The 22692-nt window shown below is 64.3% G+C and carries 18 protein-coding genes and 3 pseudogenes; 10 read left to right on the top strand and 11 right to left on the bottom strand.

Annotated elements, in window-relative coordinates; translation table 11 throughout:
- Nucleotides 1-354 precede the first annotated feature (354 nt).
- Both ACSKB8_RS11000 and ACSKB8_RS10995 read left to right on the top strand, forming a co-directional pair.
- Nucleotides 355-1916, top strand: a pseudogene (locus tag ACSKB8_RS11000) (L,D-transpeptidase family protein); the annotation flags it as partial.
- A gap of 158 nt (nucleotides 1917-2074) precedes the next feature.
- Nucleotides 2075-3231 (top strand): annotated as a pseudogene (locus ACSKB8_RS10995) (IS4 family transposase).
- Nucleotides 3232-3382: 151 nt separating this feature from the next.
- Here the strand turns inward: ACSKB8_RS10995 and ACSKB8_RS10990 are convergent.
- The 8 genes and pseudogenes from ACSKB8_RS10990 to ACSKB8_RS10955 form a co-directional block, all read right to left on the bottom strand.
- The gene (locus ACSKB8_RS10990) at nucleotides 3383-4078 is read right to left on the bottom strand and encodes a branched-chain amino acid ABC transporter ATP-binding protein (protein ID WP_370990089.1); all 696 of its coding nucleotides are present in this window, start codon (nucleotides 4076-4078) and stop codon (nucleotides 3383-3385) included.
- Entirely contained in the window at nucleotides 4071-4805 is a 735-nt protein-coding gene (locus tag ACSKB8_RS10985; protein ID WP_438104035.1) for an ABC transporter ATP-binding protein, read from the bottom strand. Before ACSKB8_RS10985 ends, ACSKB8_RS10990 begins: the two co-directional genes overlap by 8 nt.
- Nucleotides 4792-5885, bottom strand: a pseudogene (locus tag ACSKB8_RS10980) (branched-chain amino acid ABC transporter permease). Before ACSKB8_RS10980 ends, ACSKB8_RS10985 begins: the two are co-directional and overlap by 14 nt.
- A gap of 193 nt (nucleotides 5886-6078) precedes the next feature.
- Nucleotides 6079-7296, bottom strand: a complete 1218-nt coding sequence (locus tag ACSKB8_RS10975; RefSeq protein ID WP_438104034.1) for a substrate-binding protein — start codon at nucleotides 7294-7296, stop codon at nucleotides 6079-6081.
- Between the two features lie 4 nt (nucleotides 7297-7300).
- Nucleotides 7301-8158 (bottom strand): branched-chain amino acid ABC transporter permease, encoded by an 858-nt coding sequence (locus ACSKB8_RS10970; protein ID WP_128940348.1) that lies wholly within the window; start codon nucleotides 8156-8158, stop codon nucleotides 7301-7303.
- 138 nt (nucleotides 8159-8296) lie between these two features.
- Nucleotides 8297-9811 (bottom strand): amidase, encoded by a 1515-nt coding sequence (locus tag ACSKB8_RS10965; RefSeq protein WP_438104032.1) that lies wholly within the window; start codon nucleotides 9809-9811, stop codon nucleotides 8297-8299.
- 167 nt (nucleotides 9812-9978) lie between these two features.
- A complete protein-coding gene (locus tag ACSKB8_RS10960; protein WP_438104030.1) occupies nucleotides 9979-11166 on the bottom strand; it encodes a substrate-binding domain-containing protein in 1188 nt (395 codons plus the stop codon).
- Nucleotides 11075-11308 (bottom strand): hypothetical protein, encoded by a 234-nt coding sequence (locus tag ACSKB8_RS10955; protein WP_438110882.1) that lies wholly within the window; start codon nucleotides 11306-11308, stop codon nucleotides 11075-11077. The genes ACSKB8_RS10960 and ACSKB8_RS10955 overlap by 92 nt, the downstream gene beginning before the upstream one ends.
- A 37-nt stretch (nucleotides 11309-11345) precedes the next feature.
- On the opposite strand from ACSKB8_RS10955, the gene ACSKB8_RS10950 reads away from it, so the two are divergent.
- On the top strand, nucleotides 11346-11789 hold the full coding sequence (locus ACSKB8_RS10950; RefSeq protein ID WP_128930249.1) for a MarR family winged helix-turn-helix transcriptional regulator: 444 nt from the start codon (nucleotides 11346-11348) through the stop codon (nucleotides 11787-11789).
- Between the two features lie 357 nt (nucleotides 11790-12146).
- On the opposite strand, the gene secA is transcribed toward ACSKB8_RS10950, so the two are convergent.
- The gene (secA, locus tag ACSKB8_RS10945; RefSeq protein WP_438104029.1) at nucleotides 12147-14987 is read right to left on the bottom strand and encodes a preprotein translocase subunit SecA; all 2841 of its coding nucleotides are present in this window, start codon (nucleotides 14985-14987) and stop codon (nucleotides 12147-12149) included.
- Between the two features lie 354 nt (nucleotides 14988-15341).
- On the opposite strand from secA, the gene ACSKB8_RS10940 reads away from it, so the two are divergent.
- The 3 genes from ACSKB8_RS10940 to mutT all read left to right on the top strand — a co-directional run bounded on the left by ACSKB8_RS10940 (nucleotide 15342) and on the right by mutT (nucleotide 18209).
- Complete coding sequence (locus ACSKB8_RS10940; protein ID WP_130215850.1) at nucleotides 15342-16265, top strand: peptidylprolyl isomerase; 924 nt, start codon at nucleotides 15342-15344, stop codon at nucleotides 16263-16265.
- A gap of 285 nt (nucleotides 16266-16550) precedes the next feature.
- Nucleotides 16551-17792: a bifunctional glutamate N-acetyltransferase/amino-acid acetyltransferase ArgJ gene (argJ, locus tag ACSKB8_RS10935; protein ID WP_438104027.1), complete on the top strand. Its 1242-nt coding sequence runs from the start codon at nucleotides 16551-16553 to the stop codon at nucleotides 17790-17792.
- 6 nt (nucleotides 17793-17798) lie between these two features.
- Nucleotides 17799-18209, top strand: coding sequence for an 8-oxo-dGTP diphosphatase MutT (gene mutT, locus ACSKB8_RS10930; protein ID WP_438104026.1), 411 nt, complete (start codon nucleotides 17799-17801; stop codon nucleotides 18207-18209).
- Between the two features lie 38 nt (nucleotides 18210-18247).
- Here mutT and ACSKB8_RS10925 read toward each other — a convergent pair whose 3' ends face one another.
- On the bottom strand, nucleotides 18248-19096 hold the full coding sequence (locus tag ACSKB8_RS10925; RefSeq protein WP_438104024.1) for a methyltransferase domain-containing protein: 849 nt from the start codon (nucleotides 19094-19096) through the stop codon (nucleotides 18248-18250).
- Nucleotides 19097-19240: 144 nt separating this feature from the next.
- Between ACSKB8_RS10925 and ACSKB8_RS10920 the strand changes: the two genes are divergently transcribed.
- The 4 genes from ACSKB8_RS10920 to ACSKB8_RS10905 are packed head-to-tail and all read left to right on the top strand — an operon-like array spanning nucleotide 19241 to nucleotide 21721.
- Nucleotides 19241-20038, top strand: a complete 798-nt coding sequence (locus ACSKB8_RS10920) for a ComF family protein (protein ID WP_438104022.1) — start codon at nucleotides 19241-19243, stop codon at nucleotides 20036-20038.
- 47 nt (nucleotides 20039-20085) lie between these two features.
- Nucleotides 20086-20361 (top strand): glutaredoxin 3, encoded by a 276-nt coding sequence (gene grxC / locus ACSKB8_RS10915; RefSeq protein WP_091898955.1) that lies wholly within the window; start codon nucleotides 20086-20088, stop codon nucleotides 20359-20361.
- Nucleotides 20358-21236 (top strand): carbon-nitrogen hydrolase family protein, encoded by an 879-nt coding sequence (locus ACSKB8_RS10910; protein WP_091898954.1) that lies wholly within the window; start codon nucleotides 20358-20360, stop codon nucleotides 21234-21236. The genes grxC and ACSKB8_RS10910 overlap by 4 nt, the downstream gene beginning before the upstream one ends.
- Entirely contained in the window at nucleotides 21233-21721 is a 489-nt protein-coding gene (locus ACSKB8_RS10905; RefSeq protein ID WP_128930256.1) for a DUF1178 family protein, read from the top strand. The genes ACSKB8_RS10910 and ACSKB8_RS10905 overlap by 4 nt, the downstream gene beginning before the upstream one ends.
- On the opposite strand, the gene ACSKB8_RS10900 is transcribed toward ACSKB8_RS10905, so the two are convergent.
- Nucleotides 21718-22617: an EamA family transporter gene (locus tag ACSKB8_RS10900; protein WP_370990100.1), complete on the bottom strand. Its 900-nt coding sequence runs from the start codon at nucleotides 22615-22617 to the stop codon at nucleotides 21718-21720. The two genes, ACSKB8_RS10905 and ACSKB8_RS10900, sit on opposite strands and share 4 nt — an antisense overlap.
- Nucleotides 22618-22692: the final 75 nt, after the last annotated feature.

Genomic DNA, 22692 nt, shown 5'->3' with positions numbered 1-22692 from the left:
TGACGCTGGGCAACCCCATCTTCCCCAGTAACCCCGCATTAACCCTTTTTTTGCCCAAATCGGCGATCTCTGTTCCAAATCGACCGAAAGGCCCAAGTTACGTCCCAAGTCACGTCCAAAGTCGCGTCCATTCAGTCTTCGTTGACCATGCCACTGGGCCAACGGGCTCGTGATCTCCGCTCGGGTTGCGACCACATGACCCAGAGGTTAGAATTTTAATCAATGGCTTCAGGGCATAAGCGCTGGGGCGTGGTCTGAAAAAGCCCGTCGTGACGGGTCCGGATTTGCGGTCAGGCCATGCTTCAAAAGAATTGGGGTTCGCGCTTCGCTGCCCGGCACGGTGTGGGGTCCATCTTGATTTCTCGTTCGCTTGCTCGCGCGCTTTTGGCTTCGGTTGCGCTGGCCGCCAGCATCGTGCTGGCCGGCTGCGACACCGACCAGGTTTCGCTCGCGACCAACGCCAAGGCCAATCAGCCGGTGCCGCCAAAGCTTCTCGCCGCAATGGCCGAGAAGAACATGGACCTGCAATCGCCGATCCTGGTCCGCCTGTTCAAGCAGGAGGCCGAGCTCGAGGTCTGGAAGCAGACCCGCTCAGGCCAGTTCGCGCTGCTCAAGACCTATCCGATCTGCCGCTGGTCGGGCGATCTCGGCCCCAAGGTGCGCGAAGGCGACCGCCAGGCACCGGAAGGATTCTACTCGATCAATCCGAGCCAGATGAATCGCAGTCGGCCTATTACCTCTCCTTCAACACCGGCTATCCGAACGCGTTCGACAAGGCGCTTGGGCGCAGCGGCTCGCAGCTGATGGTGCACGGCGATTGTTCGTCGCGCGGCTGCTACGCCATGACCGACGAGCAGATCGCGGAGATTTATTCGCTGGGGCGCGAATCCTTCTTCGGCGGCCAGAAGGCGTTCCAGCTCCAGGCCTATCCGTTCAAGATGACGCCGGTGAACATGGCCAAGCACCGGAACAATCCGAACATGGCCTTCTGGAAGATGATCAAGGAAGGCTATGATCATTTCGAGGTGACGCGGCAGGAGCCGAAGGTCGATTTCTGCGAGAAGAAATACGTGTTCGATGCAGCGAAGCCGGCGGACGCCAAGCGCGACCCGGTGTTCGACGCCTCGGCGAAGTGCCCGGCTTATGTGATCCCCGAGGACATCGCCAGCGCGGTGCGCGAAAAGCAGGCCAAGGACGAAACGGAATACGCCAAGCTCGTCGCCAAGGGCACGCCGGTGGCGCGCATGAACACCGGCATCGACGGCGGCATGAACAAGATCTTCGCTGCCAAGATTCCGGAAGGCTCGACCGGCCTGTCGGAGGGCGCTGAAGGTACCACGCTGCAGATGCTGGCGATGGCGAAGGCGCCCGGCACGATCCCCGGCCACGTCAATCCGCCCAAGCCGAACCTCGATGCGGCAGCAAGCGCGCCGCAGGAAGAGCCGGTCACAGCCAGCAGCGCGCCGGCAACCAGCACCCGCGTCGCCGCGGCTGCGCCGGCCGAGAGATCGCAAGAGAAATCTCAAGGCGGCGGCTTCTTCTCCAACCTCGGCCGCAAGATGGGCTTAGGGACCGCCGACACCACGGCGACGACCACGCCTCCGCCGCAAGCCACGGCGTCCGTCGCGCCGGCCACGACCTCCACGACCCCGCCCACGGCGGCGTCGAGGCTGAAGGCCGCAGTGACCCGCTTCGCGCCGGGGCATGACAAGTCCAAGGACGCCACGAAGGATGCGCCGAAACCGGCCGTCGCCGCCAAGCCCGCCGAGCCGGCGAAGCCAGACACGCGCCTCGCCGCAACGCGCCCGGCGCTGAAGCCGTCGGTGTCGGATGGCGCGGGTGACAGCGGGCAGCTCGCCGGCGCCGCGCCGGTGGTGCAGTCGAACTCGTTCGACAGCCGGTTTGGGGCGGTGAAGAGGGGCGGTGCGCCGTCCCATCCCAGCCTGACGCCGTCATTCCCCGCGAAGGCGCAGGGCTGTCCGGGGAATGATTCACTGTGTCGCGGAGCATGCCCGGGTTTTCCCGGCTTGAAGCAGGTACTTTCTGGTTGTCGAGACTTCGAAAGGGGCCGGGCATGCGGTTTAGCGATAGCATTTTTGGAAGGCTGCTTGAACCGATCAATCGGCGGCAGTTTCAGACGACTGTGGATCGTTTGGATGGCGATGCCTACGACAAGACGTTCGACAGCTGGGATCATCTTGTCGCATTGATATTCTCCCAGCTCAGTGGCGTCGACAGCTTGCGTGCCCTTGAGGCGATCTGGAACGCCAATTCGCATCATCACTACCATCTTGGTGTCGGCAAATCGGCGCGCTCGACGCTTGCGGATGCCAATGCCCGACGGCCGGTCAGTATCTTCGCAGAAGTCTTTGAGCGATTGTCTGGGCATGCCGACCGAGCGCTGAAGCGGGAGGGTGCCGAGATGCTGCGGCTGATCGATGCGACGCCGGTGCCGCTGGATCAACTCAGCACCTGGGCCGGTTGGAACGGACGTACCCGTGGTCTCAAGCTTCACGTGGTTTACGATCCCGGCTCGGATCATCCGCGCCGTCTGGCGATCACGCCGTCGACGGTCAATGACGTCACACCAGCCCAGCAATTCCCGATCGAGGCCGGCGCCACCTATGTGTTCGACAAGGCCTATTGCAGTTATGCCTGGTGGACACGGCTTCACGACGCGGGCGCCTGCTTCGTCACCCGCCAGAAGAAGAATCTGCGCTTCAGAGCTACACGCTGGCGGAAGCTGCGGAAACAAAAGGGGAAGGGCTTTAAAATCATCGACGATGCTGAGGTAAAGCTCCTCAGCAGCTCCAAACTTGCTGTTCCGATGCGCCGCATACGCCTCAAACGCGATGACGGTACAAAACTGACCCTCATCACCAACGATCTGAAGCGTTCGGCCATCGAAATCGCTGCGCTTTACAAAACACGCTGGCAGATCGAGCTGTTGTTCCGCTGGATCAAGCAGCACCTCAAGCTTCGCAAATTTCTCGGCCGCTCCGAGAACGCGGTCCGTCTGCAAATCCTCGCCGCCATGATCGCCTATCTGCTGCCGCGGATCGCCGCACGCGAAAGTCGTCTAATCATGCCGGCTATCCGCTTCGCAGGTCTTGTCGCCGCGTCGCTGTTCGCACGAAAACCAATCGCCGACATCGACCGACCTCCCAAGGTGAACCCATCCGCTGCCCGCGACAGAAGCTCCCCGACCAGATCAGCTTCTGTTATGCATAGAATTCCCGGACAGCCCTGCGCGAAGGCGGGGAATCCAGTATTCCGGAGACAGCCGTTCTCGATCGAGAAGCCGCGGCGTACTGGATGCCCCGCTTTCGCGGAGTATGACAGCTGAGGTCGGTGTGAGAGCGGCGCGCTTCACGCGCATGTCCTACGGCGCCAGATACCGCATCAGCTCCGGATTGCTCCGCACCTCGCCTGCCTCGCCTTGCAACGCGACCCTGCCGCGATCGAGCACGTAGGCGTAATCGGCGACGCGGAGCGCGAGGTCGAGGTGCTGCTCGACGATGATGACGGCGATGGTCTTCGCGAGCTCGATCAGGCGCTCGGTGATCTCCTCGATCACGCCGATCCAGACGCCTTCGGTCGGCTCGTCCAGCAGCAACAATTTTGGATCGCCCAGCATGGCGCGGCCGATGGCGAGCATCTTGCGCTCACCGCCGGACAGCGTGCCGGCGGGCTGGTCGAGGCGCTGGCCGAGCTTCGGGAAGATGGTCAGGACGCGATCGACGGCGGACGCATCCTTGCTCACGAGCGAGCCGACCGCGAGATTGTCGCGTACCGACAGGCGCGCGAACACCGAATGCTCCTGCGGGACGTAGCCGATGCCGGCGCGCACGCGCTCCTGGGTGGCGCGGAGGCTGATGTCGCGGCCGTCGAAGGCGACCTCGCCCTTCCAGGCCGGCAGTTCGCCGACGATGGTCTTCATCAGCGTGGTCTTGCCGGCGCCGTTGCGGCCGAGCACGGCGACGCCGCCACGCCAGGGAATGCCGAGGCTGACGTCGAACAGCACTTGGCTGCGGCCATAGCCGGCGTCGAGATGCTTGATGTCCAAAAATTCAGGCACGGCGCAGATAAATCTCCTGGACAGATGTGTTGGCCTGGATCTCGGACACCGTGCCTGACGCCAGCACCTTGCCCTGGTCGAGCACGGTGAGGCGATCGCAGATGTCGCGGATGAAATCGAGGTCGTGCTCGACGATGACGAGCGAGCAATGCTGCTTGATCGGCTGGAGCAGTTCGCCGGTGACGCGGCGCTCCTCCAGGCTCATGCCGCCGGTCGGCTCGTCGAGCAAGAGAAGTTTGGGCTTGCCCGCCAGCGCCATCGCGATCTCCAGCCATTGCTGCTGGCCGTGCGACAGCGCGGCGGCCGCGTCGAAGGCGCGGTCGGCGAGGCGAAACTGCCTCAGCATGGTCATGACCTGGTCGTGCAGCAGCCTGCGCGTGCGCGAGAGCACCAGGTCGAACAGCGAGCACTGCGCCTGCAGCGCGAGCAGGATGTTGTCGTACAGCGTCAGCGACGGCAGCACGGACGTGATCTGGAATTTCAGGCTCATGCCGGCGCGCGCGCGCTCGGTCGGCGTGAACGCGGTGATGTCGGTGTTGACGAAGCTCACCTTGCCCTGCGTCGGCACTTCGGCCCCGGCGATGCACTTCATCAGCGTGCTCTTGCCGGAGCCGTTCGGACCGATCAGCCCGTGAAACTCGTTCTCGCCGACGGTGAGCGCCGCGCCGTCGAGCGCGGTGAGCTTGCCGAAGACTTTCCTGATGCCGGCGGCTTCAAGGAGCGGCATTGCGCTTCTCCTTAGGCTTCGCACCGAAGCTGCCGACCCGCTCGCGCTCACCCAGCACGAAGCTGATGAGACCGAGCGGCCGGAACAGAATCACGAGCAACAGCAAGAGGCCGAGAATGATCGGCCAGACGTCGCGATAATTGTCCGACAGCCAGAAGCTGACACCCTCGACGATGACGGTGCCGATGACGGCGCCGATCAGCGTGCCGGAGCCGCCGAACAGCACATAGAGCACCACCTGCGTCGAGACCACGACGCCGACCATGTTGGGCCAGACGAAACCTTCGTGGAAGGCATAGAGGCTGCCGGCAAGCCCGGCGATGGCGCCGCCGATGGTGAAGATGATCGCTTTCAGATGCTGCGCCTTGTAGCCGAAGAAGGCGATGCGCTGCTCGTTCTCGCGCAGGCCCGCCAGCGCAAGGCCGAATTGCGAGCGCACCAGGAAGCGGCAGAGCAGGTAGACCACGACGAGGATGCCGAGCACGAGATAGTAGAACGCCGGCCCTTCCGAGAATTCGTATGAACCAAGCGACATCGGCGCGATCGAGGGGATGCCGTTCTGACCGCCGAGATAGTACCAGCCGCGCGCCAGGCGGATGCAGCGGCATAGGAGCCGGTCGACGTACCCAGCGAGACGAAGATCACGCTGGAGGGATGCCGTCCCAGCGGCAGGAAGCCGCCGAGCAGCAGCGCAAAAGTGAGGCCGATCAGCGTACCCGCCGGCAGCACCAGAAGGATGTTGGTGATGTCGAGGTCGCGCGCGAGCAGCGCGACGCCGTAGCCGGCCGAGCCAAAGAACAGGGCCTGGCCGAAGCTCATGATTCCGGCATAGCCCCAGACGAGGTCGAACGACAGCGCGAACAGCGCGAGAATGATCACGCGCGTTGCGAACACCGTGAGGTAATCCTGCAGCACCAGCGGCGCGAGCAGCGCCGCGACGAGCACGACCCCTTCCACGATCGGCAGGACTTTTCGCGCCGACGATCGCTCGGCTGGCACGCCTTCGGCCACCGAAACGTCCATCTCGTCCCCGACCGCGGCGTGGACCGCCCGCTTAGCTACACCCATCGATTTCAGCATTCCGAGTTAAAGCCCTCCATGGTGGCCGATCCACCTCTCCCCAGCGGGGAGAGGTCGGATTGCGCCTGGCGATGCGAAGCATCGTCCAGAGCAATCCGGGTGAGGGGCCGCGGCGCCCAGTGAGACCAGATCCCCTCACCCGGATCGCATCTCGCGATGCGATCCGACCTCTCCCTACGGGAGAGGTGAAGATTCAGCATTCCTTGGGATCGACGAGCCCGCTGCTGCGGGCGACGATCTCATAGTTCCCGCCCTTGGCGACCGCGGTGTACATCTTCATCTTGCAGTGCCGCTTGCCTGGCACCATCTCGGCAGGTCCGCCGGGACCTTCGGCGATCTTGGCGTGGTCGAGCGCGGCGGCTACCGACTCGCGGTCGATCTTGCCGGCCTCCTTGACCGCGGCTTCCCACAGCTTGAGGCCGCGATAAGTGCCGGTGGCGGCGCTGCCGGCGGCGAACAGGAAGTTGCCCGGGAAATCCTTCTCATAGGCCGCCTGGATCTTTGCGTCGAACGGGTTCTCCTTGGTCAGCACCTTGAAATAGTCGAGACAGCTGGCGAGGCCCTCGATCTCGGCGGCCTGATTGATGTTGAGCGTGTTCTCGTCATAGTAGACGCAGGCGAGGCGCCCGCCGTTCTTGAGGAAGCCGGCTTCATAAAGCTGCTTGAAGAACGGGCCGACGCCCGGCGGAATGACGGTGTTGAAGACGACGTCGACCTTGTTGGAGATGATGCGGTTCACGGTTGCAGAGAAGTCGATCTGGTCGAGCGGGTAATATTCCTCGAACACGACCTCGCCGCCATTGGCCTCGATCACCTTGCGGGCATAGATGTTGAGCGTGTGCGGCCAGACATAGTTGGCGCTCGGCAGCGCGAACTTCTTGCCGCCGTTCTTGATCAGCCAGGGGATGAACTCGTCGCATTGCTGCGCCGGCGTCGGGCCGGTGCAGAACAGGTAGGGCGTGCACTCCTTGCCCTCGTAAAGCTGCGGATAGATGTAGAGCGTCTTGCCGCGCGCCACGATCGGATCCTTGATCGCGTTGCGCATCGAGGAGGTGATACCGCCGAGCACCATGTCGACCTTGTCGCGCTGGATCAGTTTTCGCACGTTGCCGACCGCGACGGATTCGTTCGAGGCGGTGTCCTCGATGTAGAGCTCGAGCGGCCGGCCGAGCAGGCCGCCGTCGGCGTTGATCTCCTTGATCACCATCTTGGCGACGTTGGCGTCGGCATTGCCGGCATAGGCGATCGGGCCGGTGAGGTCGGTGGCGATGCCGACCTTGATCGGGGCTTCGGCCGCATTGGCCCAGGGCGCCGGGATCACCCAGCTGCCGACGCCGGTCGCGACCGCACCGGACGCAAAGGCGAAATTGGAGAGGAAGCGGCGTCGTGAAAGCTGAGTACGATCGAGCATGTGACTAAACCCCTTTTCCAGCGATGAGGCCCTGCGGGCGGAATTTGATGAAGACAATGGCGAGCACGAAGACGAGCACGTCGGCGACGACGGGCGCCATCACCCAGGGCAGCGCCGCGCTGAGCGTGCCGATGACGCCGGCGCCTGCGACCGGTCCGATGAAGGAGCCGACGCCGCCGACCATGACCGCGACAAAACCCTGGATCAGGAAGCGCAGGCCGAGGTCGGCAAACAGGCTGAACACCGGCACGATCAGCGCACCGGCAAGGCCGGCCAGCGCTGCGCCAAACGCAAACGTGGCGCCGTAGATCAGTGGCGTGGAGATGCCCGACGCGCGCGCCAGCGACGGATTCTCCAGCGTCGCCCTCACGCGCAAGCCAAAACTCGTGCGCGACAGCAGCAGATAGCAGCCACCCATCACCAAGAGCGTGATGACGATGATGGTGAAGCGCCAGGCCGAGATGTGCATGGCGCCGATGTCGATGGAGCCGCCGATAGGTTCGGGCACGGTGAGATAGAAGCCGCCGATCAGACCGCGCACGGATTCGCGGATGATGAGGCCGAGCGCATAGGTGCCGAGCATGGCGACGATGGGCGCGGCGTAGAAGCGGCGGATGATCAGCGCCTCCAGCACGAAGCCGAGCGCGCCGACCACGAAGGGCGCGGCAGCCATGCCGGCCCAGATCGGCAATCCCTTGGCGTAGGCGAGATAGGTGATGTAGGCCCCGAGCAGGACAAACTCGCCCTGCGCGAAGTTGAAGATACCCATCATGCTGGCGATGATCCCGAGCCCCAGCACGATCAGGACGATGATCGCGCCGAAGCTCAGGATCTCGAACGCCGCGACGAACGCGTTAGCCATGCGCCGGAGCCTTTCCCGCTCCGATGGAATCGGAACGGGGCTCTGGATTCTTGTTTTGACGCGTTTTCTTGACGCGAACCGGTATCCACTTCGCTCGAAAACGCTCTGGCGCTCCGTTCGCCTGCATCGAAGCCTCGCTCACATCTTCTTCCAGTCGCCGATCTGCTCGAAGGCATGGGCGGCACGGTAGATCGTGGCTTCCTCGAACATGCGGCCGACCAGCATCAGGCCGACCGGCAGGCCGTCGACCATGCCGCAGGGCAGCGACATCGCGGGATGATGGGTGATGTCGAATGGCGCGGTGTTGGAGATCATCTCGAGCGCGCGGGCAACGTAATCCTCGCGGCTGGCATTGGGGGCCGGCAGCGGCGTCGCCTTCATCGGCGTGGTCGGCATCAGCAGCAGATCGTAATCCCCGAACGCTTTGTCGTAGGCCGCGGTCAGCCGTCGCGAGATGTTGAGCGCCTTGCCGTAGAAGCGTGGGCCGAAATTGTTGTTGATGTAGGTGCCGAGCATCATGAACAATTTCGTGGTCTCGGACAGCGAATCGGCCTGCCGGCGCCAGCCGCGATGAAAGTCCATCAGCGAGGTCGAATAGAGATCGCCGCGGCTGAGGCCGTAGCCGTCGCCGAACATCATGGTCTGGGTCAGGCCTTCGGTGCCGATCGGGGTCCAGATCGCGCCGCCCAGGAGGTGCATCGGGATCGACACCGTTTCGATGCTGGCTCCGAGATCCCCGAAGCGTTTCGCCGCCTCGCGCACGCTCTCATTTACCGCGGCCTCTGCACCCGGCTGCTCAAAGCCTTCCTTGACGATGCCGATCTTCATGCCCTTGACGCCCTGGCCGAGCGCTTTGGTGTATTCCTCGACCTTCGGCGCCTTGATGCGGGGATCGTAGCCGTCGTCGCCGGCGAGCACTTCGAGCAGCAGCGCATTGTCGGCGACCGTCGCAGTCATCGGGCCGGTATGATCGACGTAGATCTCGATCGGCATGATCCCGGTATAGGGCACGAGGCCCCAGGTCGGCTTCATTCCGTAGATGCCGCAGAACGATGACGGCATGCGGATCGAGCCGCCCTGATCGCCGCCGATCGCCATGTCGACCTCGCCGAGCGCGACCACGACGCCCGAGCCTGACGACGAGCCGCCGGCCGAGTAACCCATCTTGTGCGGATTGTGCACCGGCCCGTAGGAGCCGGTGTGGCTGCCGCCGGACAGGCAGAAATGCTCGCAATGGGTTTTACCGACGATCTCGGCGCCGGCATCGAGCATGCGCGTGACGATGGTGGCGTCGAAATCGGGCACATAGCCTTCCAGCGTCGACGAGCCGTTGGTCATGGGCACGCCGGCCAGCATGATGTTGTCTTTCAGCGCGACTGTCTTGCCCTTGAGCTTGCCGCTGGCGGCGCCCTTCACGGTCGACTTGCGATACCAGGCATTGCGGGGGTTCTCTTCGGCTGAGGGCCGATAGCCCGGCGTGCGGGGATATTTCACCTCCGGCACCTCGTCTGGCATCGTGGCCACGAGATTGTAGGCCTCGATCGAGCCCTGCATCAGGCCGCGGAACGAGGCGACGTCGTCGTCGGTCAGCGAAAGGCCGCACTGCTCGGCGACGCTGCGAAGTTGGGCTGGCGTGGGAAGGACAACTGTCACGGCGCTCTCCTCAAAGGCTTCTTGATCCCTGGCGTGGACGGAAGCCGCTTGGGCACCGCGCCTGCACAGCGCGGAGCCGACCGGCTTCACCTCGATATTACAGACGGAAATATTTTCCTTTTCAAGTATTATTTCGAAGATCCGCGTCGGCCAATGGACAATCTCGCTCAGACCGGCTTGATCAGCTTGAAGTCGAGACCGTCAGCCTCGGCGAGATACATCTGCATGCGGGCGTGACCGTTGCGAACGGTGACCGGGCCACGCGCGCCGCCATAAACGACGTTGCGCCCCGCCGCGAGCATGGGAGCCATGGACAGCGAACCTGCCTTGTTCGCGACGGCTTCGAGGAAACGCAGGCCTTCGTAAGTGGACTGGCCAAGCGAGCCAATCGGCGGAGCGTTCGGTCCGAACATCGTGCGATAGCGGCTCTGGAAGTCGTCGTTGGCCCGCGAGCCGATGCCGGGGAAATAGCCAGAGGCGCAGAACATGTTCTCGCTGTTGTCGGCGCCGATGCCGAGCAGCACCGTCTCGTCCATCGCGCCCGCGAGCCGCAGCGTCGTCGCGGCAAGCCCGCATTCGCCGAAGGCACGGTTAAAGGTGATGCTGTCGGTGCCGATCAGCGAGATCAGCACGACATCGGGCTTCGTGGCGCGGATGCGCGCCAGATGCGGCTCGTGATTATCTTCGCCGAGGGGGACGAACTCCTCACCGACGACCTGCCCGCCGGTCTCCTTGATGTAGTTCTTCACGGCGCGATGCGATTGCCAGGGCCAGACATAGTCGCTGCCGATCAGGTACCAGCGCGACGCCTTCTTGACGTCAGCGAGCCAGTGGATCGAGGGCCGGCTCTGCCAGCGCGGCGTCTCGCCGATCGCCATCACGCCCGGCGTGCGCTCGCCACCCTCGTAGACCGGCGTGTAGATGTAGGGGATGCGATGACGCGTGGTGACGTCGCGCAAGCCGACACGGATCGCACTGGTGTGCAGCCCGACGATGAGATCGACCTCGTCGAATGCGATCGCCTGCTCGGCGCGGTTCAGCACCTCGTCAAGCGGCCCGCCGGCGTCGTAAATGGAAAGCTCGATTTCGCGCCCGAGGATGCCGCCGCGCTTGTTGATCTCGGCGACGGCGAGCTTGGCACTGTTGGTCGCACAGGGGCCCCAGACCCCGGGCGAGCCGGTGCAGCAGATGAAGCCGCCGACCCGCAGCTTGTTCGCGCCGCGCCGCCGGAAGAAGGCTTGATCCCTGGGCGACAAGACACCATCAGCCGCCGATGACGACGACAGATTCCTGAACAGCAAGGACGGCGGCAACGCCGGGCCGCCGTGAGCCGGGAAGTTTACCGTCGCGCGCACGCCAACTCTTGTCTGGGACCAGACCTGAAAGCACATTGAGCAGGCGGCCGCGGCTTCCGCCCTTTTGTTGGGCAATGATCCTATTTTGAAAATATTGAATATTCAACAATTGAAGTGCATATAGATGCAGCATTGATTGCAAGACATTCACTCATTTGGGTCAAGACGAAGTCTTAGCCGTGGCAAAACCGTCGAAAGAAAACTCCCCGATCACCGAACACCTCGCCTACCTGCTCGCGCAAGCCAACCGCGAAATCAACCGGCAGCTCGAACTGCGGTTGAGCAAGGAGGGCGTGCCGGTCGAGCAATGGCGCATCTTGAAAGTGCTGTCGGATGGCAACGGCCATTCGATGGGCGAGCTTGCTGATGCCGTGCTGCTCAACCATCCGACATTGACCAAGATGATCGACCGCATGGTCTCGGACACGTTGGTCTACCGCGTGCAGGACCCCAACGACCGCCGCAAGGTGCTGATGTTCATCTCCGACCGCGGCAAGGTGCTGAGCAAGAAGCTCAACTCGCTCGCGGTGGACCAGGAGGAGCACATCCTGGAGAGCTACGGCGACAAGTCGACCAGCGAATTAAAGCGGCTCTTGGAGAGCTTGATCGACAGCTCGAATTGAGGGGTGAGTAAGTTCGGCTTCTCAAAGCACGTCGTCCTGGACAAGCGAGCAGAGCCGAGCGCTGATCCAGGACCCATTACCACCGCATTTGGTTTGGCGAAGACTCGCGGTTGCCGGCGTCGCGCCGCGACTTCCCCCTGTGGTAATGGGTCCTGGCTTTCGCCAGGACGACGGTGGGGTGAGAGCTGAGCGCGACGCACTCAACTGTCATCGCCCGATTTAATCGGGCGATCCAGTATTCCAGAGAAAGCTGTGATTGAGCCGAGGGGCTGCGGCGTACTGGGTCGCCCGGTCAAACCGGGCGACGACGGCGGGGAGTGAGGCGCTGACGTCGCGCCTCACAAATACATTCAAGCCTTACGCATACTTGCCGTGGCAGTGCTTGAACTTCTTGCCCGAGCCGCACGGGCAGTCCTCGTTGCGGCCGACCTTGCCCCAGCTGGCCGGGTTCTTGGGATCGCGAAGGGCGGCGTCGGTGGCCTGGGCGCCGAGCGTGACGCTGGCGAGCGCCATCTCGTCTTCGCCGGTGTTCGGGTCGAACTTGTGCGCCTCCATCGCCGGCAGGATGGGAGCTTCCTGCTCTGGCGGGACGATCTCGACCCGCATCAGCTGCGCCGTCACGGCCTCGCGCAGATGCGCGCTCATCTCCTGGAAGAGGTTGAAGGCCTCGGTCTTGTACTCCTGCAACGGATCGCGCTGGCCGTAACCGCGCAGGCCGATGACCTGGCGCAGATGATCCAGCATGATCAGATGCTCGCGCCAGAGATGATCGAGCGTCTGCAAGAGAATGGTCTTCTCGACGTAACGCATCACGTCGGGACCCCATTGCGCGACCTTGGCCGCCATGTGCTCGTCGGCTTTGGTCTCGATGCGGGTCAGCAGCTCCTCGTCGGCGATGCCCTCTTCCTTAGCCCATTCGTCGACCGGCAGGTCGAGATCGAGCACACGCTTCAATTCATCCTTCAGCCCGGCGACGTCCCACTGCTCGGCATAGGCGTGCTCGGGCACGTGCTTGGCGACGAGATCGTCGATGAAGGCGTGGCGCATGTCGGCGATGGTCTCGGCGACGCTCTCGTCCCTCATCAACTCGACGCGCTGATCGAAGATCACCTTGCGCTGGTCGTTCTGGACGTTGTCGAACTTGAGGAGGTTCTTGCGGATGTCGAAGTTGCGCGCCTCGACCTTCTGCTGCGCCTTCTCGAGCGCCTTGTTGATCCAGGGATGGATGATTGCCTCGCCCTCTTGCAGGCCGAGACGCTGGAGCATGCTGTCGAGACGGTCCGAGCCGAAGATGCGCATCAGGTCGTCTTCGAGCGATAGGAAGAACTTCGACCGGCCGGGGTCGCCCTGACGGCCGGAACGGCCGCGCAGCTGATTGTCAATGCGGCGGGATTCATGCCGCTCGGAGCCGATGATGTAGAGGCCGCCGGGCTTGTTCACGGTCTTGGCGGGCTTGCTCCCCTTCGCCGGCTCGATCTCGACGGTCTCCTCGGCCTTCAGCACGATGTCGCGGAAATGCGCGATGTCGGCCTTGATCTGCTCGATCTTCTTGGCCTTCTCGGCCTCGTCCTCGATGCCGGTGGTCTCCTGCTGGATGCGCATCTCCAGCGAGCCGCCGAGCTTGATGTCGGTGCCGCGGCCGGCCATGTTGGTCGCGATCGTGATTGCGCCGGGCACGCCGGCTTCGGCGACGATATAGGCTTCCTGCTCGTGGAAGCGCGCGTTCAGCACCGCGAACAGCTTTGCCGGCTTGCCGGCGCGGGCCGCGGCATAGAGCTTGTCGAGCGCATTGTCCTTGCCGAAGTCGATCTGCTTGTAGCCGTTCTTCTTGAGGAATTCGGCGAGCACTTCCGACTTTTCGATCGACGCCGTACCGACCAGCACCGGCTGGAGCCGCGAATTGGCACGCTCGATCTCGGCGAGGATCGCGCCGTATTTTTCCTGCTGGGTGCGGTAGACCTCGTCGTCCTCGTCGAGACGCGCGATCGGCAGGTTGGTCGGAATCTCCACGACCTCGAGCTTGTAGATGTCGAACAATTCGTCCGCTTCGGTCGCGGCCGTGCCGGTCATGCCCGCAAGCTTCTCGTACATGCGGAAGTAGTTCTGGAAGGTGATCGAGGCCAGCGTCTGGTTCTCGGGCTGGACCTGGACGTGCTCCTTGGCCTCCAGGGCCTGGTGCAGGCCTTCCGAATAGCGGCGGCCCGGCATCATGCGGCCGGTGAACTCGTCGATGATGACGACCTCGTTGTCGCGGACGATGTAGTCCTTGTCGCGCGTGAACAGCGTGTGGGCGCGCAGCGCCTGGTTGATGTGGTGCACGACGGAGACGTTCTCGACGTCGTAGAGCGACTCGCCCTTGAGCTGGCCGGCATCGCGCAGCAGGGTCTCGATCTTCTCCATGCCGGCTTCGGTCAGCGTCACCGTGCGCTGCTTCTCGTCGACCTCGTAATCGGTCTTGTCGAGCTTGGGCAGGAAGCTGTCGATGGTGTTGTAGAAGTCGGAGCGGTCGTCGAGCGGACCGGAGATGATCAGCGGCGTGCGCGCTTCGTCGATCAGGATGGAGTCGACTTCGTCGACGATGGCGAAGAAGTGCGGCCGCTGGACCATGTCCTCGAGCCGGTACTTCATGTTGTCACGCAAATAATCGAAGCCGTATTCGTTGTTGGTGCCGTAGGTGATGTCGCAGGCATAGGCCGCCTTGCGCTCGGCATCGTCGAGGCCGTGCACGATCACGCCGGTGGTCATGCCGAGGAAGCCGTAGATCTGACCCATCCAGCCGGAGTCGCGGCGGGCGAGATAGTCGTTGACGGTGACGACGTGGACGCCCTTGCCGGCGAGCGCGTTGAGGTAGACCGCGAGCGTTGCGACCAGCGTTTTGCCTTCGCCGGTCTTCATCTCGGCGATGTCGCCCTCGTGCAGCACCATGCCGCCGATCAGCTGGACGTCGAAATGGCGTTGGCCGAGCGTGCGCTTGGCCGCCTCGCGCACCGTGGCGAAGGCGGGCACCAGGAGGTCGTCGAGGGTCTTGCCTTCGGCGATCTGCTTCTTGAACTCGGCGGTGCGGGCCTTGAGCGCCTCGTCGGAGAGTTTCGAGACTTCGGGCTCCAGCGCGTTGATCGCGTTGACGCGGGACTGATATCCCTTCACCCGCCGGTCGTTGGCGGAGCCGAAAAACTTGCGGGCGAGCGCGCCGATCATGCCTAGTTCCTGTGTTCGCGATTTAACCGCGTTGCAGCCAAGAAGTTGTCACCCGCCTGCCTATTCAACTCACCGTGACGCCGATGGCGCCTTCAGCCCGGACTGCGGGGGTCGTCCGCCATATGGGTGGGAATTGAGCAAGTCTGGGTTCAACGGCCAAAAACGCAGCAAAATAAACGCCATCGCCATGGACGCGACCGGGCCAGAGATATGGCCGGCCCCTAGCCTTGTCAACGGCGGCCGCATTGCGGCTAATTCATCATTTTGACAGACTTTTCGCGTTGCCAAGCCCCCCTGATTGGGCGAGTGTCCGCCCCGCTCGAGCAGCCCCCTGCTTCAACATAAGGATTTTCCATGACCACCTCGTTCCCGGTAACCACCGGCCAGCGTTTCCGCCATGCGTCCGCTCTGGCCGGCTGCCTCGCTCTGGCGCTGTCCCTGGCGTTCGCCGGGCCGCTCCGCGCCGCCGACGATCCGGTGCTGGCGAAGGTCAATGGCGCGGAAATCAAGAAGAGCGACGTCGCCATGGCCGAGGAAGAACTCGGACCGAGCCTCGCCCAGATGGACCCGGCGACCAAGGACGAGAACGTCCTGTCGTTCCTGATCGACATGAAGATCGTCAGCAAGGCTGCCGAGGACAAGAAGGTCGCCGACAGCGAGGAGTTCAAGAAGCGCCTGGCGTTCGCCCGCAACCGCCTCCTGATGGACAGCCTGCTCGCGGGCGAGGGCAAGGCCGCCACCACCCCCGACGCCATGAAGAAGGTCTATGAGGAGGCCTCCAAGCAGATCACCGGCGAGCAGGAGGTGCGCGCCCGCCACATCCTGGTCGAGACCGAGGACGAGGCCAAGGCGGTGAAGGCCGAGCTCGACAAGGGCGCCGATTTCGCCGATCTCGCCAAGAAGAAGTCCAAGGATCCGGGCTCCGCCGATGGCGGCGACCTCGGCTTCTTCACCAAGGAGCAGATGGTGCCGGAATTCTCAGCCGTCGCCTTCGCGCTCGAGCCGGGCAAGATCTCCGACCCCGTGAAGTCGCAGTTCGGCTGGCACGTCATCAAGGTCGAGGAAAAGCGTAACCGCAAGGCGCCGGACTTCGAGCAGGTCAAGGCCCAGATCGAGAACTACGTCACCCGCAAGGCCCAGGCCGAGTATGTCGCCAAGCTCCGCGCCGAAGCCAAGGTCGAGCGGCTGGACCAGCCGGCGGATGCGGCAAAGGACGCCAAGCCGGCCGATGCGGCCAAGCCGTCCGACAGCAAGATGGCGCCGCCTGCGAAGAAGTAAGCCGAAGACATTTTCGACGTCGCGATGGCCGGGCATGTCCCGGCCATTTGCGTTTTTGGTGTGGACAGGCGCGGCAAATACAACGGTCGTCCTGGCGAAAGCCAGGACCCATTACCACCGTCATCAATTGTTCACGAAGGCAATCGCCATCGCGCAAACCGATACTTGCTGCGGCGTATGGGTCCTGGCCTTCGCCAGGACGACACTGTGTATGCGGCGCGCCTCTCCCAATCCGCCGAGTGAGATGATAGGAAGCGCCTCCCGCCCCGTTATCGGAAGCCCGCGATGTCCTCCTCCGTCTCTCCCCTCGCCCCGAAACACGTTCCCGATATGCCCGTGATCGCGGGCGTCCGTCTTGCGACCGCCGAGGCCGGCATCCGCTACAAGAACCGCACCGACGTGCTGCTGGCGGTGATGGACAAGGGCACGGCCGTGGCCGGCGTCTTCACCAAGTCGAAATGCCCGTCCGCGCCGGTCGAATGGTGCCGCGCCAAATTGAAGGGCGGCAAGGCCCGCGCCCTCGTCGTCAATTCCGGCAACGCCAACGCCTTCACCGGCAAGACCGGCCGCGCATCCACGGCACTGACCGCGAAGATCGCGGCCAAGGCTGTTGGGTGCAGCGAGAGTGAGATCTTCCTCGCCTCGACCGGCGTGATCGGCGAGCCGCTGGACGCGACCAAGTTCGACGGCGTGCTGGGCCGTCTCGCTGAGACCGCTGAGCCCGGCGATTATCTCGCCGCGGCCAAGGCAATCATGACCACCGACACCTTCCCGAAGGTCGCGACCGCGACCGTGAAGCTCGGCAAGGCCAAGGTCACCATCAACGGCATGGCCAAGGGCGCCGGCATGATTGCGCCCGATATGGCGACCATGCTGTCCTTCATCTTCACCGACGCGCCGATCGCGCCCGCCGCGCTGCAAGCCCTGCTCAAGAGCGGCGTCGAGGACACCTTCAACGCCGTGACGATCGATGGCGATACCTCGACCTCGGACACGCTGCTCGCCTTCGCAACGGGCGCCGCCGCCGCGCATGGTGCGCCAAAGATCAGCCGCGCCAGCGACCCGCGCCTGAAGGCCTTCGTCAAGGCATTCAACCAGGTGCTCGCCAATTTGTCCGAGCAGGTGGCCCGCGACGGCGAAGGCGCGCGCAAGCTGGTCGAGATCACCGTCGAGGGCGCCAAGACCAAGGCTTCGGCGCGCAAGATCGCGATGTCGATCGCCAACTCGCCGCTGGTCAAGACCGCGATCGCCGGCGAGGACGCCAATTGGGGCCGCGTGGTGATGGCGGTCGGCAAGGCCGGCGAGCCGGCCGATCGTGACAAGCTCTCGATCTCCTTCAACGGTATCCGCGTCGCCAAGAGCGGCGCGCGCGATCCGTCCTATGACGAAGCCCAGGTGTCGGAGGCGATGAAGGCGCCGGAGATCGCGATCAAGGTCGCGCTCGGCCTCGGCAAGGGCCGCGACCGCGTCATGACCTGCGACCTCACCAAGGAATATGTCGCGATCAACGGGGATTACAGGTCGTAAGGCAGCATGGCCGATCTCAAGCTCACATTGGTGGTGGCCTGCGCGCTGATCGACGCCGACAAGCGCGTCCTGATCGCGCAACGCCCCGAGGGCAAGGCGCTGGCCGGCCTCTGGGAATTCCCGGGCGGCAAGCTCGAGCTGGGCGAGCGGCCCGAGCAGAGCCTGATTCGCGAGCTCCACGAGGAGCTCGGCATCACGGTCGCCGAGCCGTGCCTGGCCCCGCTGACCTTTGCGAGCTACGGCTACGAGACCTTCCACCTGTTGATGCCGCTCTACATCTGCCGGCGCTGGGAGGGGCAGGTCACGGCGCGCGAAGGCCAAAACCTCGCCTGGGTCCGCGCCAACAAACTGCGCGACTACCCGATGCCGCCCGCGGACATCCCGCTGATCCCGCATTTGATTGATTTGTTGATGTGAGCAGTGTCCCGGACGCTGCGCTGCGTCCGGGACACACGTCACTCTTTCCCCGCCTTCTTCACCGCCTCGGCCAGGCTCGCTTTCGCCGACCCCGGCTTGAGCGGCTGCTGCTGGCTCGCATGCGGGGCCCAGCCGGAGAGCCAGATGATATCGAACGTCGCACGGATGCGGCCGTCGGCATCGGCGAAGCGCTCGGCATAGATCTCGGCCATCCGCAGCAGCGTCGCGCGACGGCTCGGCACGCGCCGCCGCTCGATCAGCACATTGGCCGCACCCATGCGGCGGAGATCCTGCATCAGCGCAAACGCATTGGCATAACGCACCACGACCCGGTCGACGTCGGTGACCGGCAGCGCAAAGCCCGCCCGCTGCAACAGCGCGCCGATATCGCGCAAGTCCGCGAACGGCGCGACGCGCGGCGACACGCCGCCTTCGCATTCGGCTTCGGCGGCCGCAAACGCCTGACGCAGCTCGGTCAGGCTGTCGCCGCCGATCATGGCGGCGAGCAGCAACCCGTCCGGCTTCAAGGCGCGGCGCACCTGCGCGAGCACACCCGGCAAGTCGTTGACGAATTGCAGCGCCAAAGCCGAGACGATGAGGTCGAGACTTTCGGGTGCAAAGGGAAGCTTCTCCGAACCCGCGGCATCGAGCGCGATGTGCTCGATGGCCGGTAGCCTCGTGCGCAGTCCTGCGAGCCCTTCACCGGGCGTCCAAAGATCGGCCGGTGCCTGGAATTCCCGCATCACCGCGGCCAGCCGGTCGGACATGTCCTCGGCGACACGATCGAGCAGGAAGGCCACCGGACCTTGCGCCTGCGCGCGACCCTGCCGCGCGTGCAACAAAGCGCGATCGAACAGGGCGGGAGGGGATTGCGGAGCTTGAGCCATGCCGCTGGTTACGCCGATCCAAGTCGTTCTGGCAATCTCCCCTCTGGTGTCCCGGACGCGGTGCGGCACGCAGTGACGCTCCGCTGCGTCCGGGGCATGAGAGTGCTGCTTGAGCGGATAAGCACGGAACGCTAGCCTTCCCTCATGGCCGCCGAACCCGCCCCCGCCCGATCCATCGCCGCCCCTCTGCGTGCTGCCTGGACGGCTGGCCGCCAGGCGCTGTCGCGCGCGGCGCGGCTTGCCCTCGACATCGCACTGCCGACGCAGTGTGTGTCCTGCCATGAGCCGGTCGACGGCGAGGGCGTTTGCGCTTCCTGCTGGGCGCGGCTGTCGTTCATTGAACGACCTTATTGCCCGCGGCTCGGCATTCCCTTTGTGTATGACCCCGGTCCCGACATGCTGTCGATGGAGGCGATCGCGAGCCCGCCGGCCTACCAGCGCGCGCGAGCGGCGGTGCGTTATGACGACGTCGCGCGCACGCTGGTGCATGCGCTGAAATACCAGGACCGCACCGATTTGGCGCCCGCCATGGGCCGCTGGATGGCGCGCGCCGGCGGCGAGCTGCTCTCTGGCGCAGACATGCTGATCCCCGTTCCCCTGCATTGGCGGCGGGCCTGGCGGCGCCGCTACAACCAGTCCGGGGCGCTGGCGCGGATCATCGCGCGGCAGAGCGGCGTCGAGGTCCGGGGCGAGGTATTGCGGCGGGTGCGCGCCACCGAGCAACAGATCGGCCTGTCGCGGGCCCAGCGCGCCACCAATGTGCAGGGCGCGTTCCAGGTATCCCCCGACCGTCAGCCCGAGATTCAGGGCCGCCGCATCGTCCTGGTCGACGATGTCTTGACATCGGGCGCCACGTTGGACGCCTGCGCGCGGGCTCTGCTGCGCGCCAAGGCCGCCCAGGTCGACGTGCTGGTCTTTGCCCGGGTTGTGGAGACCCGGTAAAGTCCCATATAATTCAACGAATTCATGACATGAGAGCGCCAGACGAGATGACTGCTGCCATCGAGATCTACACGAGGCCGGGCTGCGGCTATTGTTCCGCCGCCAAGTCGCTGTTGAGCCGCAAGAAGGCGACCTTCACCGAGTTCGACATTGCCAAGAACCCGTCCTGGCGCCAGGACATGTACGGCCGCGCCGGCGAAGGCTCGACATTCCCGCAGATCTGGATCGGTGGAACCCATGTCGGAGGCTGCGACGAGCTCTACGCGCTCGACCGCGAAGGCAAGCTCGACGGCATGCTCGACAGTATCAAGGCCGTCTCATGAGCGAGGATCGGACCTTCACCGCCGCCATGGTGCAGATGCGCACCGGCCTAATGCCCGGGCCGAGCCTTGAGCAGGCTACCAAGCTGATCCGGCAGGCGGCTGCGGACGGCGCGGACTACGTGCAGACGCCCGAAGTCAGCAACATGATGCAGCTGAACCGCAAGGCATTGTTCGAGCATCTTCAGAGCGAAGAAGACGACACCTCTCTGAAGGCATATCGGGCCCTCGCAGCGGAACTCGGAATCCATATTCATGTCGGCTCGCTCGCGCTCCGATTCTCGCCTGAGAAGGCGGTCAATCGCTCCTTCCTGATCGGGCCCGAGGGCAACGTGCTCGCGAGCTACGACAAGATCCACATGTTCGACATCGAGCTGCCGGACGGCGAGAGCTATCGCGAATCCGCCAATTACCAGCCGGGCGAGACCGCCGTGATCTCCGACCTGCCCTGGGGCCGCGTCGGTCTGACGATCTGCTACGATGTCCGTTTCCCCGCGCTCTACCGCGCGCTCGCCGAGAGCGGCGCGTCCTTCATCACCGTGCCCTCGGCCTTCACCCGCAAGACCGGGGAAGCGCATTGGCACGTGCTGCTGCGTTCGCGCGCGATCGAGACCGGCTGCTTCATCTTCGCCGCGGCGCAGGCCGGCCTGCACGAGAACAAGCGCGAGACCTACGGCCACTCCCTGATCATCGACCCCTGGGGCGAGATCCTCGCCGAGGGCGGCGTCGAGCCCGGCGTCATCATGGCCAAGATCGACCCGGCCAAGGTCGAGACGGCGCGCCGGGCGATTCCCTCGCTCCAGCACGGCCGCCGCTTCGGCGTCGCCGATGCCAAAGCCGGGCCGGACCATCTGCATCTCGTACGGGGATCGGCATGATCCGCTACGCACTGCACTGCGACCGGAACCACGCTTTCGAAAGCTGGTTTCAGAGTTCGTCCGCGTACGATTCACAGGTGAAGCGCAAGCTCGTGACCTGCCCGATCTGCGGCTCGGCCAAGGTCGACAAGGCGATCATGGCCCCGCGCATTGTCGGCAAGAAGGGGCGCGGCCGCGCTACGCCGCCAGCGGAGGCCACGGCGAGCGCCACGCCTGCGCCCGAGGCTGCGCCGTCAGGACCGACCTCGCTGCTGATGGCGCAGGAGAAAGAGCTGCGCACGAAGCTCAAGGAGCTGCGCGACCACATCGTCAAGAATGCCGACAATGTCGGCGAGCGCTTCGCCAACGAAGCCCGCGCCATGCACTACGGCGACAAGGAGCACCGTCCGATCTATGGCGAGGCCTCGCCCGACGAAGCCAAGTCGCTGATCGACGAAGGCATCGAGGTGTCACCGCTGCCGGTGCTGCCGGAAGACCGGAACTAAACCCCTACCAGCACAGCCACGCCGACCACGATCAACGCGATGCCTGCAAGCTCGCGCGGCGCGATCGGCTGCTTGAACGAGTAATAAGCCACGGCTTGCGCGAACAGCACCTCGATCAAAGCGAGCGTGCGGACATTGGCGGCGGCCGTGAGCGCGAACGCCAGGAACCAGAATTGCGAGGCGAAGGCGCCCGTGAAGCCCGCGAGCATCGACGGCCGCCACAATCCGAGGATTCCCCGCAACACGTCTGGCGCGCGCCAGAGCAGATAGATCGTCAGCACCAGCGTCTGCACGAACAGGCCGAGCACCAGCGTGAACGACGAGGCTGTCACGAACGACACGCCCGGAACCGTGATGATGGCGCCGCGAAAGCCGACCGCGGAGAGCGCGAAGGCCGCCGCGGCGACGAGCCCCGTGATGGTCGGCTTCAATTCCGCAAAGCTCTTCTCGCCGCCGGGCCGCAGCGCAGTGATGACAACGCCGACGGTCGCGATCACGATCGCCAGCACCTTCAGCCAGGTCAGGTGATCGCCGAGGAACACGAAGCCGAAGATCGCGGTCTGGATCGCTTCGGTCTTGAGGTAGGCCGTCGTCACCACGAAGGAGCGGTCATTCATGGCGAGCAGCATCAGCCCGGTGGCGACGATCTGGCTGAGTGCGCCGAGCAAGAGCCACGGCCAGAACACGATCGGCGGCATGCCGACATGATCGCCGGTGGCGACCAGCACCACCGCGAGAAACAGCAGCGAGAACGGGAAGCCGAACAGGAAGCGGATGTTGGTCGCGCCCCAGGTCCCCAGCGGCTTCGTCAGCGACCGCTGCATCGCATTGCGCGCGACTTGCCCGAGCGCGGCAATGATCGTGAAGGGAATCCAGAGGCTGGCTATGGTGAACATGGGGGGATGGGGGGCTACGGGAGTGTTGGTGCAAACTGCCGGGGACGCGGCAACAGGTCAATCATGCGCGCGTCA

The sequence above is a fragment of the Bradyrhizobium sp. BR 1432 genome (assembly GCF_051547705.1).
In the GTDB taxonomy this organism is placed as follows: Bacteria; Pseudomonadota; Alphaproteobacteria; order Rhizobiales; family Xanthobacteraceae; genus Bradyrhizobium; species Bradyrhizobium zhanjiangense.
Note: the sequence above shows the minus strand (reverse complement) of the source record. Positions and strands in the feature narration are given on the sequence as shown.

Coding starts and splice junctions, on each gene's coding strand:
- ACSKB8_RS10985 (WP_438104035.1), bottom strand. CDS start 4,805: ATGCCGCTCCTTGAAGCCGCCGGCATCAGGAAAGTCTTCGGCAAGCTC.
- ACSKB8_RS10975 (WP_438104034.1), bottom strand. CDS start 7,296: ATGCTCGATCGTACTCAGCTTTCACGACGCCGCTTCCTCTCCAATTTC.
- ACSKB8_RS10970 (WP_128940348.1), bottom strand. CDS start 8,158: ATGGCTAACGCGTTCGTCGCGGCGTTCGAGATCCTGAGCTTCGGCGCG.
- secA (WP_438104029.1), bottom strand. CDS start 14,987: ATGATCGGCGCGCTCGCCCGCAAGTTTTTCGGCTCCGCCAACGACCGG.
- ACSKB8_RS10940 (WP_130215850.1), top strand. CDS start 15,342: ATGACCACCTCGTTCCCGGTAACCACCGGCCAGCGTTTCCGCCATGCG.
- argJ (WP_438104027.1), top strand. CDS start 16,551: ATGTCCTCCTCCGTCTCTCCCCTCGCCCCGAAACACGTTCCCGATATG.
- mutT (WP_438104026.1), top strand. CDS start 17,799: ATGGCCGATCTCAAGCTCACATTGGTGGTGGCCTGCGCGCTGATCGAC.
- ACSKB8_RS10925 (WP_438104024.1), bottom strand. CDS start 19,096: ATGGCTCAAGCTCCGCAATCCCCTCCCGCCCTGTTCGATCGCGCTTTG.
- ACSKB8_RS10920 (WP_438104022.1), top strand. CDS start 19,241: ATGGCCGCCGAACCCGCCCCCGCCCGATCCATCGCCGCCCCTCTGCGT.
- grxC (WP_091898955.1), top strand. CDS start 20,086: ATGACTGCTGCCATCGAGATCTACACGAGGCCGGGCTGCGGCTATTGT.
- ACSKB8_RS10910 (WP_091898954.1), top strand. CDS start 20,358: ATGAGCGAGGATCGGACCTTCACCGCCGCCATGGTGCAGATGCGCACC.
- ACSKB8_RS10905 (WP_128930256.1), top strand. CDS start 21,233: ATGATCCGCTACGCACTGCACTGCGACCGGAACCACGCTTTCGAAAGC.
- ACSKB8_RS10900 (WP_370990100.1), bottom strand. CDS start 22,617: ATGTTCACCATAGCCAGCCTCTGGATTCCCTTCACGATCATTGCCGCG.